The sequence below is a fragment of the Pseudomonas sp. SJZ077 genome, from assembly GCF_007993905.1.
GTDB classification, from domain to species: Bacteria; Pseudomonadota; Gammaproteobacteria; order Pseudomonadales; family Pseudomonadaceae; genus Aquipseudomonas; species Aquipseudomonas mandelii.
Genome location: NZ_VIUJ01000002.1, coordinates 421,408 through 439,567 on the forward strand (window position 1 = coordinate 421,408; position 18,160 = coordinate 439,567).

An 18,160-nucleotide genomic window follows, 5' to 3' on the forward strand; every position below is an offset into this window, starting at 1 on the left:
TTCAGTCATCCGCCTTGGCGAGCGTTTCGTTGCTGTTGCGAATACCGGCCTGATCGAGGGTCAGGTCTGTGTCGGTGACTTCCACCGGGGTGATTTGCACCGTATAGCGCCATTTGGTTTCCGGCAGGTCGCGGTAGGCTGCGAGGATGCCGACGTAGCGGCTGCCCTCCTCCACGCTGAGCTTGAGTTCGACGGTTTCGCCCGGGCGCAGTTCGAGTTCTTCGCTGGCCACCAGGTCCGGGGCCAGGGATTCCTTGGCGCGCTCGTACAGGCTGAAGAAGTCAGCGTTCTCGAAGGTCACCGGGTGCTTGAGCTCGAACAGGCGCACGACGATCGGCGACGGACGCCCGTTGAGGTCCGGGTTCAACTGATCGCTGGCGGTGAGCTTCAAGTTGAGCTTGGTGACGTGGGAATACGGCGACAGCGACGAGCAGCCAGCCAGCAGCACCAGGGCCGCGAACGCCGTCAGCGTCTTGAAAAAAGCGGTCGAGCAGCGAGACATGCGCATCATCCTTGGTGGTCGGTGTGAAGGGTGGAAATCAGACGGATCTGTTCTTCGTAGGCCTGGGCAAAATCTCGGGCCAACAGTCGCTCGCTCCAGTCATCGTCCTGGCGCAGGGCCTGGTGATAACGACCGTAGGCTCTCCAGCGGCTGCCGGACGTGGCCAGCAACGGCTTGTTGTCGCGCTCGAAACGCAGGGTCAGTTGCTGCGGCGAGAAGTGTTCCAGCGTGCCGCGAACGGCGGCGCGGCTGGCGGTCAGCAATGCCACCTGATGCGCCTGCAAATCACGGAACGCACGGGAGATCGCTTGCTCGGGCGGCATCTGGCCCGGCTTGTTCGGCTGCAACAAAATGCCCAGCGCTTCGCCGGCATCGACGGCGAATTTCAGCGGGTTCTTGTGAGTGCCTTGCACCGTGGTCTGGGCCAGGCGCAGTTCGTTTTTCAGTTCGCTGCGGGTGCGCAGGCTCTGCTGCAACCCGCCGACGCTCTGCTTGAGCAAGCGGGCAGCGTTCAGCGCCAGGGCTTCGCGGGCGTCGTGGTCGAGGCCTTTGAGGTCCACGCCCAGCGCCGCGCCGAAGTGCTCCCAGAAACCTTCGCTCTGACGCTCGACCGCTTTGGGCGGTGGAGCAGGGGCTGGCTCTGCCGGGGCGTTGATCAGCTCCGGGACCATCAGGCTTTCCATGTCGATGCGGGCGTAGTCGGCGCGCTGACGGGTGTCCTCAATGGTCGTGCTCGGGGAGATCAGTTCGTCGATTTCCGAATACACGCGCTCTTGCTGATCGAGAGCGTTCAGCGGGTCGAGGTCGAGGAACGCATCGTCCGGAATGATGCTGCCGGCCGCTTGCGGACGGCCGACTTCGACGTCGAAGGTCGCCGGATCGCGGACCAGTCGCGCACGGATCTCGAAATCACCCAGCACGTACACGCTGCCATGCTCGATGCGCATCGCTTCGCCCTTGCGCAGGCGCGCGCCGCTCTCGCTGTCCTGGATACCGTTGCTGCTGGTATCGGTCAGGAAAAACGTGCCTTCGCGGTAGCTGATCAACGCGTGGTGGTTGGACAGGTGACGCTTGCGGTCAGGGATGATCCAGTCGCAGTCCTCGCCCCGGCCAATCACGCCACCAGCCTGTTTGAAGGTCTTCTGGCACAAATCCGTGGGCACGAATTGCTTGGTGTTCAGCATTTCGAAAACCAGTTCCATGGTGATACTCCTTGCGGTCACTTGCCGCGATTGACCGCCTGCGGATCACCCAATGGGCGATAGGTGTTGTCGTTGTATTTGTAATTGCCGCTACAGCCGCCGAGGCCGCATAGAACGACGAGGGTCAGCAGGACGGCTTGCCAGTGACGAACAGGCATCAGAGGGTCTCCATGGGTAGACAAAGCACAAAGCGCCGACCCGGGTGGGCGGCGCTATCGAAAGCAAATGAAATGGGTTGTGGGGCTCTAATCCGGTGGTTAGAGCCGATCCCCTGTGGCGAGGGAGCTTGCTCCCGCTCGGCTGCGCAGCAGTCGTAAATCAACGAATGCGGTTCGACTGAGACACCGCGGCGCATGGTTTTGGGGCTGCTGCGCAGCCCAGCGGGAGCAAGCTCCCTCGCCACAGGTAATTGTTGGCCGCGAAATACGTTAACCATCGAAATCCCCCAGGTTGATATTCAGGCGCCCAAGGCGATAAAGCAGCGTGCGGCGTGGCAGGCCGAGTTCGCGGGCGGCGAGGGTCTGGTTGCCGTCGTTTTTGCGCAGGCAATCGAGCAACAGGCTGCGTTCGACCTGCTCCAGGCGTTCGCGCAGGTTCAGGCTGTTGTCTTCGGGCATGGCCTCCATGCGCAGGGAGAAATGCTCGGCCAGCAACTCACCGCCCTCGCACAGCAACACCGCGCGTTCGACCAGGCCTTTGAGTTCGCGCACGTTGCCGGGGAACGCATAGCCGGACAGGTGATCCAGCGCCGCATCGGACCAACGCACCGCATCGCGCTGCAAGAACGAGCACGCCTTGTCGGCGAAATGCCGGGCCAGGTCGAGGATGTCGCCTTCGCGCTGGCGCAGGGCCGGGAGCTCGATCGGGAATTGCGCGAGGCGGTAGTACAAGTCCTCGCGGAATTTGCCTTCGCTGACCAGCACCGACAAATCCCGGTGCGTCGCGGCAATGATGCGCACGTCGATCTTGTGGGTGTCGTTGGAACCCAGCGGACGAATCTCGCCTTCCTGCAAAACCCGCAACAGCTTGGCTTGCAGGGACAACGGCATGTCGCCGATTTCATCGAGCAGCAAGGTGCCGCCATTGGCCGCGTCGAACAGCCCGGCACGGTCGCGGTCCGCGCCGGTGAACGCGCCTTTGCGGTAGCCGAACAGTTCGCTTTCCAGCAGGTTCTCGGGGAACGCCGCGCAGTTCTGCACGATGAACGCCTGGGAACGGCGCGGGCCACAGTCGTGGATGGCGCGTGCGACCACTTCCTTGCCAGTACCGGTTTCGCCGCGCAGCAGCACGGTGTACGGGCTGTGCAGGACTTTGCTGATCAGCGAATACGTCTCGCGCATGGCCTTGCTCTTGCCGATCAGGCCATAACCGCTGGCGCTCGGAATGCTGGCCTTCAACGGTCTCGCCTCACCCGCCGGCTGGCGCAAACGCTGCAACAGATGCAGTTGGCCCAGCACGAACGAACCCAGTTGAGCGAGGGAATCGGCAAAGCCTTGCAGGTCGACGTGCCGGCGACTGGCGCACAGCAGCAAGCCTTCGACAGCTTTCTGCTGATTGACCAGCGGCACGCACAACAGCGACTGCCAAGGCGTGGCCTGTGGCGGCAAAAAGCTGGTTTCGTGCAGGCTGCCGCTCAACTCGCTGAGGCTCACTACGCGGTTCTGGCACAGGGCGAATTGCAGCAGTTGTTCACCGTTGTAATCCGCCGGCAGGCTCGCCGCTTCCCGGGGTTGCAGGATGCCGTTGAGGCACTCGGCGTTCATCCCCAGGCACGTGTGAGTCGCGTCCAGCAAGTACAGCTGCGTCAATTCGCAACCACTGAGCTCGGCCAGCCCGCGCACGAAGTCACCCAGCAGCGCAGCACCGTCCGCTGCGCGCGACAGGCTGGCGAATTGCGCCAGCAAGGCTTCGGCATACACCAGCGGTTGCGGCACTTGAGTGAACATCACACCCACCTCAGGCGAACTCGCACGTCACGCTGGCGCCACCGTCGAGCGTCGCGTGGACACGCTTGAGGCTTTCACCGGTGGCCATCGCATCAAGCAAACGGTCGGCCACCAGCGGCAGCACGTGCAGGTCGAGCAAGTGGTCGATCAAACGCGCACCGCTGTCGCTTTGGGTGCAACGTTCGGCCAAGTGATCGACGAGGTCTTGCGAGTAGGTGAAATCCAGCTGGCGACGGTTCAGGCGCTCGCCCAGACGATCGAGTTTGATCTCGATCAGCTCGCGCAGCACCGGGCCACCGACCGGGTAGTAAGGCACCACGCGCATCCGCGCCAGCAGCGCCGGCTTGAAGTGTTTGCTGAGCACCGGGCGGATGGTTTCTTCAAGCACTTCGGCACTCGGCCGTGCGCCGTTTTCGCAGAGTTCGCTGATGCGGTCGCTGCCCAGGTTCGAGGTCATCAGGATCAACGTGTTGCGGAAGTCGATCTCGCGCCCTTCGCCGTCGTTGGCCACGCCTTTGTCGAAGATTTGGTAGAACAGGTTCAGCACGTCCGGGTCGGCCTTCTCGACTTCATCGAGCAACACGACCGAGTACGGTTTCTGGCGCACGGCTTCGGTGAGCATGCCGCCCTCGCCATAACCGACGTAGCCCGGCGGTGCGCCGATCAGGCGCGAGACCGTGTGTTTCTCCTGGAACTCGGACATGTTGATGGTGGTGATGAAACGATCACCGCCGTACAGCAAGTCGGCCAGGGCCAGCGCGGTTTCGGTCTTGCCGACGCCGCTCGGGCCGACCAGCAGGAACACGCCAACCGGCGCATCCGGTTTGTTCAGGCCGGCAGCGGTGGCGCGCATCGAGCGGTCCAGCGCGTGAACGGCTTGTTCCTGACCACGAATGCGGGTGCGCAAATCGGTGGCGAAGCTCGCGACTTTGGCGTTGTGCTCGCGGGCCAGTTGAGCCAATGGCACGCCGGTCCAGGCGCTGATCACTTCGGCGACCAGACGCGGGCACACTTCGAAGCTCACCAGACGTTCTTTGACCTGCAGCTCGGTCAGGGCTTTGTGAGTGTCGTTGAGCGCGGCTTCCAGGGTTTCGACGCTGTGCGCTTCGTCCACCGGCAGTGTTTCGATCACGGTGCCTTCGGCGTCTTCTTCAACCGTGACGGTCGGTTCGACGGCCGCTGCTTCGCGGGCCTTGGCCAGTTGCTGACGCAGATCCAGCAAGCGTTCGGCCAATTCTTTCTGTTCGGTCCACAGGGTTTCCAGTGCGACCATTTCCTCTTCGGCGGCGGCCAGGCGATCTTCCAACGCGTCCAGCGCTTCGTGATCGATCAGCAAACCGGCCTCGGCATCACGGCGCAGGGCCTGACGCTGACGGCCACCTTCAGCCAGTTCACCACGCAGGCGTTCGAGGCTTTCCGGGGCGGCGGCGAGGCTGATGCGCACACGGGCGCAAGCGGTGTCGAGGACGTCGACGGCTTTATCCGGCAGCTGACGGCCCGCGAGGTAACGTGCCGACAACTCCGCCGCCGCCACCACCGCGTCATCGCGCAGGTAGATGCCGTGGCTCTTCTCGTACACCTGAGCCAGGCCACGGAGGATGGTCACCGCTTCGCTGACGGTCGGTTCGTGCAGTTGCACCGGCTGGAAGCGACGGGCCAGGGCCGGGTCTTTTTCGAAGTATTTTTTGTACTCCGCCCAGGTGGTGGCGGCGATGGTGCGCAACTCGCCTCGGGCCAGGGCTGGCTTGAGCAGGTTGGCTGCGTCGGAACCGCCGGCATTGCCGCCCGCGCCGATCAGCGTGTGCGCTTCGTCGATGAACAGAATGATCGGTTTCGGCGAGGCTTTGACTTCGTCGATCACGCCTTTGAGGCGACGTTCAAATTCACCTTTGACGCTGGCGCCGGCCTGCAACAGGCCCATGTCCAACGACAGCAACTCCACGCCTTTCAACACTTGCGGCACTTCACCAGCCGCGATGCGCGAGGCCAGGCCTTCGACAATGGCGGTTTTACCGACACCGGCTTCACCGACCACGATCGGGTTGTTTTTGCGGCGGCGGGCGAGGATGTCGACCATTTGGCGAATCGCGCCATCGCGGCACAGCACCGGGTCGAGTTTGCCGTCGCGGGCTTGTTGAGTGAGGTTGTGCGTGAAGCGCTCCAGCAGCGATTCGCCCGGCACGGCAGGCTTGCCGGTGGCCGGTTGTTCTTTCTGCGACAGGGCGAATTCTTTCAGGCGTTCGATGTTCAGCTTGGCCAGCAACGACTGGTAGCGGCTGCCGGCGTAGCGCATCGGGTTGCGCAGCAGCGCGAGGATCAATGCGGCTTGCTCGACCTGGCTCTGACCCAATTCAAGGTTGGCCACCAGCAACGCGTCTTGCAGCCACTGCACCAGTTCAGGGGCGAACACCGGGTTGCGCGAGGCGCTGTGCTCGACCCGCGATTGCAACGCGGCGCTCAGTTCGCCGGCATCCACTTCGGCGTCTTGCAGCGCGCGTGCGAGCAGGCCTTGCGGGCGCTCCAGCAGGCCGAGCAGCAAGTCTTCGACGAGGATTTTGCTGCCGCCACGGGCGACGCAACGTTCGGCCGAACTTTCCAGGTCACGACGGGTTTCGGCGTCCAGCGCCTGGATAAGTTGTTGCAGGTCTACGTTGATCATGGGTCATCTGTCCTTAATGAATTTTGCTGCCCAGGGTAACCACGCCGTCCGCTTTTTCGCGGCCCAGCCAACTGGTCCATCCCAGGCGACAGGCGTTTTGCTCACCGATGCGCAGTTCGCGGATTTCTTCCTGGCGCAGCACCAGGCGAATGTCGTAATCGAGCGGGTCACGCAGGGTGAACCGCACCAGCGCGCACAGCGGCTGGTAGCCGAAACCGATCGGCAGGAATTCGTGGAAGCGCTGCCAGTCGAGCTCGCGGATGTGGATGCGGAATTTTCCGCTGCGGTCGCGCACGTGCTCGCCCAGCACCAGGTCTTCGCCAAGCAGGCTGTTGGCGCGGCCCAGACGATTGCGCTGCTCGTCGAGAATCTCCACGCGACGCTCGATGCACTGCTCGATGGTCAGTTCAGCGTGCTTGAAGTAGTAACGCAGCACCGCCTCGATCAACGCCGCCGAGTGCGCCCGCAAACTGAGCAGGCCGAGGTACGGCAGCAGACGCTTCCAGTTCAGTTCCTGGGCCTTGCGGATCTCTTCGCCGCCAAGGCCGATCAGGGCAAAAAGCTGGGAGGAAAACGGATCGAGTGCGCCGCTCTCGAAACTGGCGCGGTAGCGGTACTTGCGCCAGATCGGCAGCATCAGCCGTTGCAGGCGATGGTGGAACAGGTCGAGGAAGTTGCGGGTCGGGTTGCCGTCTTCGCTGTCGCCCAGGGCCTGTTCACCGTAGAACGCCGGCAGTGGCGAGCCGGAACCGACCAGGCCGATCAGGTTGAAACGCAGGCGCGCGCGCATCTGCCCGTGCTCGTGGAAAAACTCCACGCGATCGACGTCGCTGCCAGGGAAACCCAGGCTCGGGTTGGCCTGGAATTCGAGCTGATCGTACAGATCGTCCTGGCTCAGGTGCGGGTGGGCCTCGCGCAGCCGGTCAACCACCAGCAGGACGGCCTGAAACAGCGAGTACTCGCGTATTCCTCGGGTCAGCCCGCTTAAAGAAGCGGCTGAAGGCCCATACGTGGTGTCCATTGGTACACCTCTCCCTGTGTGCTTTTTACTCGCAGCTCGTGGTACGAATTGAGACTGGCGTAAAGCGCGAAAAACTCGTTAAGAACCGAGGCGAAAACGAACAGGTCGCCCTCGCCGATATACCCTTCCGGGTCGATGGTCAGTTCGGTGCGCAACCCGCGAACCGGTAACCCTCGGTGCAACCGGTCGACGTGTTTGTGCTTGATCGACTTGAGCCCGCCGAGCAGGCGTTTGCTGACTTTTTCAGCGTGTTGGTCGTAGTAGCGCGGCAGGTCGTAGGTTTCCAGAATCACCTTCAACGCGTTGACGTCGGCCAGCGACAGATAGTTGAGCGACATGTTGCTGATCAGCTTCCAGAGAAAGTCGCGGTTCAGCGGCGGCGCGTAACTGGGTGTGGCCGGGGTGATGTTGCGGAAGCTCAGGAACTCCGGCGTGTCTTCGCAGGCCATGCTGATGTCGCCGAGCTTGAGCTTTTTGGGCAGGTTCTGGTTGGTGCACATCAGCTCGATCGACAGGGTTTCGTGGGCTTCGGTGTGGCGGATACCGAAGCTCAAATAAGTGTCGAGGCCGTCGTGCAACAGCGACGAACGCTGGCGGATGCTGTAATGCGGACGGCTGTTGGGCACGTCGAAGCTCGGGTCGTGCTCGAACGATTCGAACGGCACGTATTCCTGATACCCGAGGCCACCGGGCTTCCATCCCGTGACCGTTTCCACCGAGAACACGCCGCAGTTTTGCAAATCGAATTCGGCGGGCAGCAGCAGGTATTCGTCTTGCTTGCCGTCGAGGCGAATCGGCAAGGCGTCGTGCTTGAACAGATTCACAATCGGCGTGCAGTAGAGCTTCACGTTGTCCAGCGTCGGACGCATGCGCATGATGCCGCTCTTGCGAATGTCGAAGCGCAATTCGAGGCCGCGCATTTGCTTGAGCGTGTCTTCCGGCAATGCCTTGAGCATGTCGAGACCGTTGACGTCGACGAACAGGAATTTGTCCTGGAAGGCGAAGTATTCCTGCAGATAGCGATAGCCGCGGAAGGTGTTCAGCGGGTACGGGATCAACGCTTCTTCTTCGGCAAACCCCACCGGCTGCACACGGTCGCCAGGCATCTTGAATGCCATCGGCAGGCCGTTGACGCCATTGATGGGTTTACCGGCGCCGTCCAGCGGAATCAGCTCGATGCCTTCCAGATTGCGCAGCAGGCTGAGGTAGAGCATCTGGCTGATGTAACGCTCGCCGGCGAAGTGCAGGCGCAGGCGGCTCAGCTCCAATTCACCGAGATGACCGTCAGCGCTCATCTCCAGACGCAGGCTCAACAGCGAGCCGTCGCCCTTCACCGAGTAATTCAGCGCAGCCAGATCCAGCGGCAAGACTTCGGTCGGGTAGCACGTGCGGAAACGGCAACGCACGTCGTCGATTGGCACACTCTCGACTGGCGTGTCGCGCTCGACCATCAACGCAGGACCCGAACGCTTCAACGGATCGAACTGCAAAATGCTGAACGCCGGCAACGGCCGCATGTAGTTCGGCCACAGCAAGTGCATCAGCGAATGGCTCAGCTCCGGCAACTCGTCATCGAGCTTCTGCCGCAGGCGACCGGTCAGGAAAGCGAAGCCCTCAAGCAACCGCTCCACGTCCGGATCTCGCCCGGCCTGGCCAAGGAAAGGCGCCAACGCCGGGCTACGCTCGGCGAATCGACGACCTAACTGGCGAAGTGCGGTGAGTTCGCTTTGGTAGTAGTGGTTAAAGGACACGGGGTACCTTCCTGGTGGTGGATCTCATGAAAAAACTGTCCTGTAGAGCGCGACTGTCAGACCGGAAACCACGTAGCCCGCAATGAGGAGGTACGGTAAAAAAGCCAGCCAGCCAGCCAAACATCATCGGGAACCCGGCAAGGCTCCCCAAAAGCACATGGGCCAACCCATAAATCACCCACGGGACAGCGTAAAAAGGGATGAAGGTCAGTGGTGCGCGCCACACGCTTTTCAAAATCTGCTGTTCGGTTTTTCCGTTCAGTGCTCGCATTGCCCACAGGGCAAATGCGATGTAGGCCGGGATTCCGAATGAGAGAACGTAGATCAACAGCATTTGTTGCCAGTCCAGAACCGCCGCGTATTCGTCGCCCTGCTCGACCAGTGTCAAAGCCAACATCACCAGGAGCGGAGACCAGAGCGCTACTCTGAAAAAATTTGGATTAGCGCAGCATTCGCTTTTTCGAATGTTCTGCGCCGAATCGTTAGTAAATTTCACTGAACACCCAGTGATTGAAACTGTAAAGAGCAACAACACCTACAACGGAGGAAACCAAGAACGAAAAGCCATCGTGCGAGCGTTTATATTTGAAGAAACTCATTAGCGCTCTTACAAAATAGTAAAAAGAAAACGCCATCATCGGAATATAAAAAAACATACAAAAAACAAATAAGCCTCCGTAGACATCAACCCCAGCTATTGACCACTTAGTTTTCGGATCAGTGCACGACATCAACAGAAAAACCGCGGAGGTCAAAAAATAAAAATAGTTGATCATTTTAAGAATTTTCGACACGACCAAATCTTTCGAATGCAGCAGCTCAAGCGCAATCTTTGGAATGGGGTTAGTTTCATAACTAATCACGACATCGGCCCACCTGAAAAAAACTTCGGAAGCACGAACAACACCAGCAAACCGATTATCCAAAGCACGAGCAAATAATAGTTACCGGGCATTCTGCAGGCCATCCACCCTTTAACCACTCCATAACCAATAGCGAACTGTAATAGCAAGAACGAGATAATTCCCAGCGGAACGGAAAGCAAATAACTATAAGGCTCCGCAAACCCGAACCGGATAACCGCATAAATTTCGAACAATGCAAACGGTGCGATCAAAGCGTTTGCGATGATGATCATTGCTCTGACTGTTTTTGCGCTACCCATCAACGCAAGCCCTGTGCATAGAGGAACTTTGCCAGCTCTAGTCGGCGCTGCTCACCTGAAGGACCGTCAATACCGTAGTAAAAATGTCCCACACCTTCTTTACGCTCGCTGGACTCGGTCATCTGCGAGCCGAGCAAAGGAGCATGCTCAGCCAAGTCAAAAAATGACATGCCTGCATGAATAGGGTCGCCATGCTCCTTCAAGTCAAGAATGACTACATGCTCGATCAGGGATTGCTGCCTAACTTCCCCAAGCATTTCTTCAGAAATTGGAGAACCTATCAGTACAAGATAATCAACGGCCTGCCCTTTATCTGCGTAATAAAGAGCAGATTGGGCGGCTACCAGCGATCCAAAGGAATAACCAATAAGATTAAATTGCCCTCCGGTTGGAAAAGATCGGCTAACGCCTAACGACTTCAGACTCCAGTCCGCCTCAACGCTATACGGTCCAGTGTCCGACATGCCGTTAATTTTCTTAAGCCTGTAACGGTGCTTATTGACGCCAGCAACAGCATCAGCATATTGACCCTCAGTATTACGCCCTACTACTGCGCCACTAATACCCACCATACGCAGTGACTTAATCTGGTCATCAATATACCCACCGGCCATCCCAGCACCACCGAGATAAACAGTCAGACCTTCTTCCAGAACGATATGTTTCGGTGTCCTGTCCGCAGTAGCAGTACTGCTGGTCGAAGCAACCTTTTTAAATATCCCTGTTGATGTTTCCAACACGTCTGTCGTCATTTGCATCAATCCTCTGATGCAACGTAGATATCGACTTTTTCCGCACTCGCGTGCCGCGTCACTCGATGAGTCAAACCTGTATCACTAGTAACGCCTTCTTCTTGAAGACCATTTTCTCGGACCAAGAGATATCGACGGTTTGCCATAGGCGCTCCGCTTTTGTCAGTCAGGACAAATTGCTCATCAAAACCAGGCAGAATCAAAGGCAACGGCGCCACAAACGGCACCGGCGAATGCGAATTCCCGATAATCACCGTCCCGGACCCAGCTGTAACCTTGTTGCCATGGGTCCCGACGGAATCCACCGTCGCAGCCGGTTTGCCGTTGATCAAAACCGTCGTCGCCAATCCGCCCGACATCGCACCACCACACGCCGAGGCATCGCCTTGGCGGGCGGCCGCGAGGCCGTCGAAGAAGACGTCGCCGGAACCGGCGGCGATCGGGTTGGTGCCGTGGCCGGGGAGCGGGCAAGCGGTGGGGTCGGTGACACGTGCTGCGGGTTTGCCGGACATACGAATCTCCTTAGTTGACCTTGACTTGACCGCTGCCATCCAGGCGCGCGGCGAAACTGACCTGGCGCTTGAAACCATCAACTTCCAGCAGGCCTTCGATGCTGAAGGACAGGCGAAGCTGATCGTGATCACGCGGCAGGGAGATGACACGCACATTGCTCAGGCGTGGCTCGTAGGCTTCGATGAAATTTTCGATGGCCAGACGGGCCTGACTCAGGGAGTCGTGCAGGCTCAGACGCATGTCATTGAGATCGGGTAGCCCGTAATCGGACAGCGTTTGCACGCTGCCCGCACGGGTGCTGAGCATCTTGGCCAGATGGGCAGCCACGGACGCCATGGCGGAGACCTCGCGGCTCCAGCCGACGCGTTTGTCCGCGTCGCCACCCAGGCGTTCGAAAAGGCTGCCGTATCCAGTCATGACTCAGGCTCCTCTTACTCTTTGTCCAGCTTGCCAACCAGCGACAGGGTGAAATCGGCACCCATGTACTTGAAGTGCGGACGCACGTTCAGGCTGACGCGGTACCAGCCAGGCTCGCCTTCGACATCGCTGACGATGATCTGGGCAGCGCGCAGTGGACGACGGCCACGGACTTCGGCGCTTGGGTTTTCCTGGTCGGCCACGTACTGGCGGATCCACTTGTTCAGTTCCAGCTCGAGATCGGTACGTTCTTTCCACGAACCGAGTTGCTCGCGCTGCAGCACTTTCAAGTAGTGAGCCAGGCGGTTGACGATCATCATGTACGGCAGTTGGGTGCCGAGCTTGTAGTTCAGCTCTGCGGCCTTGCCTTCTGCGCTGATGCCGAAGAACTTCGGCTTCTGCACCGAGCTCGCGGAGAAGAACGCCGCGTTGTCGGAGCCTTTGCGCATGGTCAGGGAAATGAAGCCTTCCTCGGCCAGTTCGTATTCACGACGGTCGCTAACCAGAACTTCCGTAGGAATCTTGGTTTCGATTTCGCCCATGCTTTCGAAATGGTGCAACGGCAGGTCTTCAACCGCGCCACCGCTCTGTGGGCCGATGATGTTCGGGCACCAGCGGAATTTGGCGAAGCTGTCGGTCAGCTTGGTGCCGAACGCGTAGGCGGTGTTGCCCCACAGGTAGTGCTCGTGGCTGTTGGCGACGGTTTCTTTGTACACGAACGATTTAACCGGGTTTTCTTCCGGGTCGTACGGGTTACGCAACAGGAAACGCGGCACGGTCAGGCCAACGTAACGGGAGTCTTCCGACTGGCGGAAACTCTGCCATTTGGCGAATTGCGGGCCTTCGAAGTGATCTTTCAGATCCTTGAGGTCCGGCAGGCCGGTGAAGCTTTCCAGGCCGAAGAATTTCGGGCCGGCAGCCGCAATGAACGGCGCGTGGGACATGCAGGCAACGCTGGAAACGTACTGCATCAGTTTCACGTCCGGCGAGCTTGGGGACATGAAGTAGTTGGCGATTATCGCGCCCACAGGCTGACCACCGAACTGACCGTATTCAGCGGTGTAGATGTGCTTGTACAGGCCCGATTGCATCACTTCCGGCGAATCGTCGAAATCGTCCAGCAGGTCTTCTTTGGAGACGTTGAGGATTTCAATCTTGATGTTTTCGCGGAAGTTGGTGCGGTCGACCAGCAACTGCAGGCCACGCCACGACGATTCCAGGGACTGGAAGTCAGGGTGGTGCAGGATTTCGTCCATCTGACGGCTGAGCTTGGCATCGATCTCGGCGATCATGCGGTCAACCATGGCTTTCTTGACCGGCTCACCGTTGTTCTGCGGCTTGAGCAGCTCTTCGATGAAGGCCGACACACCGCGCTTGGCGATGTCGTAGGCTTCGTCGTCCGGCGTCAGGCGGGTTTCGGCGATGATGCTGTCGAGAATGCTGTATTCGCCACTCTCTTTGTTCTTTTGCTGTGCTGCGCTAGTGCTCATGGTGTTGGCTTCCTTAGGCTGATGGAGACTCAGGCGTCCTGGGCTGCGGCGTTCAGGCCCAGCTCACCCAGTACGCGACCGCGGGATTCGTCGTCGGCGAGAACGCCTTCGATGGCTTTGCGGAACGCAGGCGCGTTACCCAGTGGGCCTTTGAGGGCCACCAGCGCGTCGCGCAGTTCCATCAGTTTTTTCAGCTCAGGCACTTGCTCGACCAGCGAGGCCGGGTTGAAGTCCTTCATCGAATTGACGCGCAGTTTCACGGCCAGTTCTTCAGTGTCACCTTCTTCCTGAAGACGGTTCGGTACGCTCAGTGTCAGGCTCAGCTCTTGCTTGGCCAGCACTTCGTCAAACGTCATCTTGTCGATGCTGATCGGCTTGCGATCTTCGACTTTGCGTTCGTCCTTGCGGTGGGTGTAGTCACCGATTGCCAGTAGTTTCAACGGCAGTTCGATCTCTTCCTGTGCACCACCGGTGGCAGGTTTGAAGGTGACGTTGATGCGTTCCTTGGGGGCTACCGAGCCTTCTTTGGCCATGGCTTTTCTCCTTGCGGTTGTGGCCCTGGGGCCTATTCGAGTACCACTTCGAGATCGAGGTGGCACAGCCTGCGATAAATCTCTTCCTTGCGTTCACGTACGGCATGGTTCTGCGGCAACAACTCGCAGCAGCTATGCAGTAAATGCAGCACTTCCAGCGCAAGATCGGGCTCCCAGGCGTTCAGGCCTGAGTCCTGTAATGTTTGGTCGAGTGTTTCGAGTTGGGTCTTGGCCAGTTCGTATTTCTTGGCCATGAAGCACAGCCGCGCGAGGGCGAACTGCCAGAAAAACCGGACGCGTCCGCCCTGGGCGCTTTGCAGCCCCTGCTTGAGGATCTGCACGGCGGCCTTGAGGCCGTCCTTGCGCAGGATCGGCAGGACTTCTTCGAGGGCCACTTCCCAGGCTGGCTGGCTGTCGGCGACTTCAACCTTGCGCGGCGCACTGGCGCTTTGCAGGTGCGGCATGACGTTGGCGCTGATCCAGGCGCGGGTGGCCGGATCGGCGAACGGCGCGCCGTCGTGGAAACGCAATTCGATGATGCCGGGCAGGCGCTGAATCAAAAGCGCGAAGTGGATTTCCACTTCGCGCATTGCCATCTCGGCGTTCAGGCCCTGGAGGCACTCCCAGACCATTCGCTGGCCATCGAACCAGAACGGCGCCTTCGCCAGGCTCGCCTCCAGTTCCACCAGCAAGTCTGCGTATTTGGCTTGATCGTAGCGGTCCTGATAGGCCTTGAGCTTGTCGGCGGGCAAGCCGCGCAACACGGTGATTTGCTCGGCGTTACGCTCGGGCACTGCGTCGATGGGCAGCCACAGCAGCGTGCGATTGAGGCGCAGGGCGCGCAGATCAGTGGCTTTCTGCTTGAGCCACCAGGCACACAACGGACGGGCACTTTCCTGCTGGGCGCGCAGGGCCTTGTGGGCTTCTTTTTCGTTGTCGATCGGTGCGCCGGGGGTGAACAGCTGCGTCGCGGCCTGTTTGACTTGGGCCACTGCGGCGCCAACCACGCCGGGTTCCGGCTGGTTGTCGGCGGCGCGTTGCACCATGTTTTTCAGACGGCGGGAGATCGGCAGCAGCAGCGGCGCATCGTCACCCAAATGCTCGGTGCAGGCGGCATCGAGGCCTTCCAGATGTTCGACCAGCCGCCGGAACATCGGCAACTGCTCTTTGATCGCGACGTTCTCGGTCAGCACCTGCTCAAGGCGCGGCACCAGCCAACTGATTGCGGCGGAGCGAGTGCGGGCCTTGTTCGGGTGAAGGTCAGCCCAGTGGTTCTCGCACAGGTGGTGCAGCAACCCGAGGCCAGCCAGCAAGCCCTGGAACGATTCGCGCTGGTACAAGGCCCACGTCAGCCAGGCGCCGACCCGCAAATCCTTGGACTGGGTGCGCAGCAGGTTTTCGCTGTTTTCGCGGATTTTCAGCCAGTCGATCTGACCGCTTTCGTGCATGGACGAGGCTTTCGCCAGCTCGCTTTCCAGTGCCTCATATTCGCTCGAAAAGCGAACGTCCTCGCCCGCGAAATTCTCTTTGGAAACAGAGGCTTTTGCGAGTTCGAGGTAATGAGCGGAAAGTTTGCTTGAGTAGGACATCCATGGCCTTTAATTAGGATTACGGTCGAACGCCAATTGCAGTTGCAGCGGCGCGGGACAGTATCAAAGAGCTGCGATGAGTCTCATCCAATTGAGTTCGTGCTCTTTCAAGTGCGCGCATCGTACTCACGATGATGGCCACTAGCAAGCATCCGATTAAACAACAAGACGAAGTGCGCTTTATTGCGTGTAAGAGGTTTCCCTATATGAGACAGGGGATTCCCCGATGCCGATTTAATATTCACGCTCTTACGGCAACCCCTGAAAGCACTGAGCCAGAGCGCCCCGAGAGGGATGCGCCGATTTGTTGGCAACATTTTCCCCTCATAGACGTAGAGCATGCCAACAATAAAAGACAATGAATGTAGGAATCGTCCGAAAGGTTGTGGTCATCATGGAAAAGAATGAGGCGCGACAACGGAGACGCAGAAAAGTGCCATCGCCATGATGGCACTTAATATATCGGGGGATATCAGTGAAGGACTTGAAACAGCGAACAAGTGAGCATTAGTTTTCCAGAGTGTATTAATCAGTCCATCCCGGCATATATACACATTGGAACAGCGCCTATAAAAAATGGGCATCCGAATTAATCGGTATGCCCATTTTTCAATACGGTTCTCCCCATTATTCAGGGAGTTCGCCGCAATTACGGATTAACGCTGTCTTTCAACGATTTGCCTGGCTTGAACGCGACAGTATTGCTGGCCTTGATTTTGACAGGTTCACCGGTTTGCGGGTTTTTGCCGGTGCGGGCACCGCGGTGGCGTTGCAGGAAGGTACCGAAGCCCACCAGCGTGACGCTGTCTTTGCGGTGCAGAGCGCCGGTGATTTCTTCGAGAACGGCGTTGAGAACGCGGTTGGCCTGCTCTTTGGTGAGATCTGCTTTTTCAGCGATTGCAGCGGCGAGTTCTGGTTTACGCATTAGTGAAGCCCCTTTGACGGTTTTTTGTTGTTATGTCCGTGCTGTTCTCGTTGGAACAGCGCCCAAAGCGCCGCAGATGCTCTACTCTGCGGCAGACGGGAGTGAGAATGGCACGCACGGAAGAGCCGCGCCAGTCTCGGCGCGACCTTTGTAGGGGCAAAAGCGGGGTGATTCCGACAGAACGACCGGTATTTACGCCAGCAGTGCCGGAAGCTCTTTGTTCAGGGCCAGTTTTTCCATCACCGCCGCGCCTGTCAGGGCATAACCGAGCAGTTTTCCGCTGGCATCGCGGCATAAAGCTTTAATGTCCGCGCCCTGCCCTTCAACGGTCCAGACACCCTCGGCGCCCCGTGGTGGTGGCGAAACCACCAACGGACAGACCGGGGTTTTCACGGTGATTGGCATCGGGCCATAACTCACGGCGGTGGGGTTGCCGGCGAGGGTTTGCGCCAGCGCTCTCGCACAGCTCATCAGGGGCATGACGTACAACAGATTCAGCCCATCGACCTCGGCGCAGTCGCCCAAGGCGTAGATATTGGCGTGGGAGGTTTTCAGGTGGCGATCGACCATCACGCCGCGATTGACCTGCACACCGGCCGCAGCCGCCAGATCGATACGCGGACGCAGGCCGATGGCCGAGACCACCACGTCGCAAGCAATCACCTGACCATCGGACAGATGCGCTTCCACGCCGTCTGCGACGTGCTGCAAGCGGTTGAGCACCGGCCCCAGGTGGAAACGCGCCCCCAGGCTTTCCAGCCCGGCCTGCACCGCAGCAGCCGCCGCCGGGTGCAGCAGGGTCGGCATGACTTGCTCGCACGGTGCAACCAGTTGCACCTCGTAGCCGCCGAGGATCAGGTCATTGGCAAACTCGCAACCGATCAGGCCGACGCCTAGCAGCAACACCCGGTGTTTGCCTGCCGCTGCGGCGCGAAAGCGGGCGTAATCTTCCAGGTCGTTGATCGGGAACACCACATCCGCCGCATCGCCTTCGATGGGCACCCGCACGGTTTCCGCGCCCCAGGCCAGGATCAAGTCGCGATAAATGACCGCTTCCTCACCGATCCACAGGCGCTTGTGGCCCGGATCGATGCCGCTGATGCGCGTGTGGGTGCGCACTTCGGCCCTCAATTGCTCGGCCATGGCACCCGGCTCGGCCATGCTCAGGCCGTCAGCGTCTTTGTTTTTGCCAAAACCGGTGGAGAGCATCGGTTTGGAGTAGGAGCGTCCGTCATCGGCGGTAATCAGCAGCAACGGGGTTTCGCTATCGAGTTTGCGAAACTCCCGGGCCAGGTTGTAACCAGCCAGCCCGGTGCCGACGATCACGACAGGTGCGTTCATTCCTTACTCCTCTGGTGTTTTGTTAGTTGATTTCGATCATTTCGAAATCCATCTTGCCGACGCCGCAGTCCGGGCACAGCCAGTCTTCCGGCACGTCCTGCCACAGCGTGCCCGCCGCAATGCCGTCGTCCGGCCAGCCCTCGGCCTCGTTATAGATCAGGCCGCAGACCACACATTGCCACTTTTTCATTCAGGTACTTCCTCAGGATTCAGGCTTATTGCCGGCGCGAACGGTCGATGGTTGGAGCGCTGCCGTCCGGCTCAGGGGCGTTTTGTACTGATCGGGCCCGGCAGATGCAAGCGCGTTCCGCGCAACGGCGGCCCCGATCAATCAAAATCGCTGGCTGACATGTT

18 protein-coding genes are annotated in these 18,160 nt (G+C 59.5%); all 18 read right to left on the reverse strand.

The annotated features are described in order from the left end of the window. Position 1 precedes the first annotated feature (1 nt). Positions 2-502: a type VI secretion system lipoprotein TssJ gene (gene tssJ / locus FBY01_RS05675; RefSeq protein ID WP_145306536.1), complete on the reverse strand. Its 501-nt coding sequence runs from the start codon at positions 500-502 to the stop codon at positions 2-4. A gap of 5 nt (positions 503-507) precedes the next feature. Then, on the reverse strand, positions 508-1,704 hold the full coding sequence (gene tagH / locus FBY01_RS05680) for a type VI secretion system-associated FHA domain protein TagH (protein WP_010465268.1): 1,197 nt from the start codon (positions 1,702-1,704) through the stop codon (positions 508-510). Positions 1,705-1,721: 17 nt separating this feature from the next. Next, on the reverse strand, positions 1,722-1,862 hold the full coding sequence (locus tag FBY01_RS05685) for a hypothetical protein (RefSeq protein WP_007894589.1): 141 nt from the start codon (positions 1,860-1,862) through the stop codon (positions 1,722-1,724). 270 nt (positions 1,863-2,132) lie between these two features. After that, positions 2,133-3,650: a sigma-54-dependent Fis family transcriptional regulator gene (locus FBY01_RS05690; RefSeq protein ID WP_010465271.1), complete on the reverse strand. Its 1,518-nt coding sequence runs from the start codon at positions 3,648-3,650 to the stop codon at positions 2,133-2,135. Positions 3,651-3,660: 10 nt separating this feature from the next. Beyond that, on the reverse strand, positions 3,661-6,309 hold the full coding sequence (gene tssH, locus FBY01_RS05695; protein WP_010465273.1) for a type VI secretion system ATPase TssH: 2,649 nt from the start codon (positions 6,307-6,309) through the stop codon (positions 3,661-3,663). Positions 6,310-6,322: 13 nt separating this feature from the next. Beyond that, positions 6,323-7,330: a type VI secretion system baseplate subunit TssG gene (tssG, locus tag FBY01_RS05700; protein ID WP_010465275.1), complete on the reverse strand. Its 1,008-nt coding sequence runs from the start codon at positions 7,328-7,330 to the stop codon at positions 6,323-6,325. After that, the gene (gene tssF, locus FBY01_RS05705) at positions 7,294-9,081 is read right to left on the reverse strand and encodes a type VI secretion system baseplate subunit TssF (protein ID WP_145306534.1); all 1,788 of its coding nucleotides are present in this window, start codon (positions 9,079-9,081) and stop codon (positions 7,294-7,296) included. The genes tssG and tssF overlap by 37 nt, the downstream gene beginning before the upstream one ends. Beyond that, the gene (locus FBY01_RS05710) at positions 9,071-9,577 is read right to left on the reverse strand and encodes a hypothetical protein (protein WP_256664397.1); all 507 of its coding nucleotides are present in this window, start codon (positions 9,575-9,577) and stop codon (positions 9,071-9,073) included. The genes tssF and FBY01_RS05710 overlap by 11 nt, the downstream gene beginning before the upstream one ends. A 363-nt stretch (positions 9,578-9,940) precedes the next feature. Then, entirely contained in the window at positions 9,941-10,219 is a 279-nt protein-coding gene (locus FBY01_RS05715; protein WP_256664396.1) for a hypothetical protein, read from the reverse strand. A gap of 26 nt (positions 10,220-10,245) precedes the next feature. After that, entirely contained in the window at positions 10,246-10,998 is a 753-nt protein-coding gene (locus tag FBY01_RS05720) for an alpha/beta hydrolase (RefSeq protein WP_145306530.1), read from the reverse strand. 5 nt (positions 10,999-11,003) lie between these two features. After that, positions 11,004-11,510: a PAAR domain-containing protein gene (locus FBY01_RS05725; protein WP_077748559.1), complete on the reverse strand. Its 507-nt coding sequence runs from the start codon at positions 11,508-11,510 to the stop codon at positions 11,004-11,006. Positions 11,511-11,520: 10 nt separating this feature from the next. Further along, positions 11,521-11,928 (reverse strand): type VI secretion system baseplate subunit TssE, encoded by a 408-nt coding sequence (gene tssE / locus FBY01_RS05730; protein ID WP_008150080.1) that lies wholly within the window; start codon positions 11,926-11,928, stop codon positions 11,521-11,523. A 14-nt stretch (positions 11,929-11,942) separates the two neighbouring features. Continuing rightward, on the reverse strand, positions 11,943-13,418 hold the full coding sequence (gene tssC, locus FBY01_RS05735) for a type VI secretion system contractile sheath large subunit (protein WP_010465290.1): 1,476 nt from the start codon (positions 13,416-13,418) through the stop codon (positions 11,943-11,945). Between the two features lie 29 nt (positions 13,419-13,447). Beyond that, positions 13,448-13,951, reverse strand: coding sequence for a type VI secretion system contractile sheath small subunit (gene tssB, locus FBY01_RS05740; RefSeq protein ID WP_010465292.1), 504 nt, complete (start codon positions 13,949-13,951; stop codon positions 13,448-13,450). 32 nt (positions 13,952-13,983) lie between these two features. Then, positions 13,984-15,540 carry a type VI secretion system protein TssA gene (tssA, locus tag FBY01_RS05745; protein ID WP_102594561.1) on the reverse strand — a complete coding sequence of 519 codons (1,557 nt, stop codon included), beginning with the start codon at positions 15,538-15,540 and terminating at the stop codon, positions 13,984-13,986. A gap of 649 nt (positions 15,541-16,189) precedes the next feature. Beyond that, complete coding sequence (locus tag FBY01_RS05750) at positions 16,190-16,465, reverse strand: HU family DNA-binding protein (protein ID WP_003213368.1); 276 nt, start codon at positions 16,463-16,465, stop codon at positions 16,190-16,192. A 192-nt stretch (positions 16,466-16,657) separates the two neighbouring features. Continuing rightward, positions 16,658-17,806, reverse strand: a complete 1,149-nt coding sequence (locus tag FBY01_RS05755) for an NAD(P)/FAD-dependent oxidoreductase (RefSeq protein ID WP_010465297.1) — start codon at positions 17,804-17,806, stop codon at positions 16,658-16,660. Positions 17,807-17,828: 22 nt separating this feature from the next. Beyond that, entirely contained in the window at positions 17,829-17,996 is a 168-nt protein-coding gene (locus FBY01_RS05760) for a rubredoxin (protein WP_010465298.1), read from the reverse strand. Between the last annotated feature and the right edge of the window lie 164 nt (positions 17,997-18,160).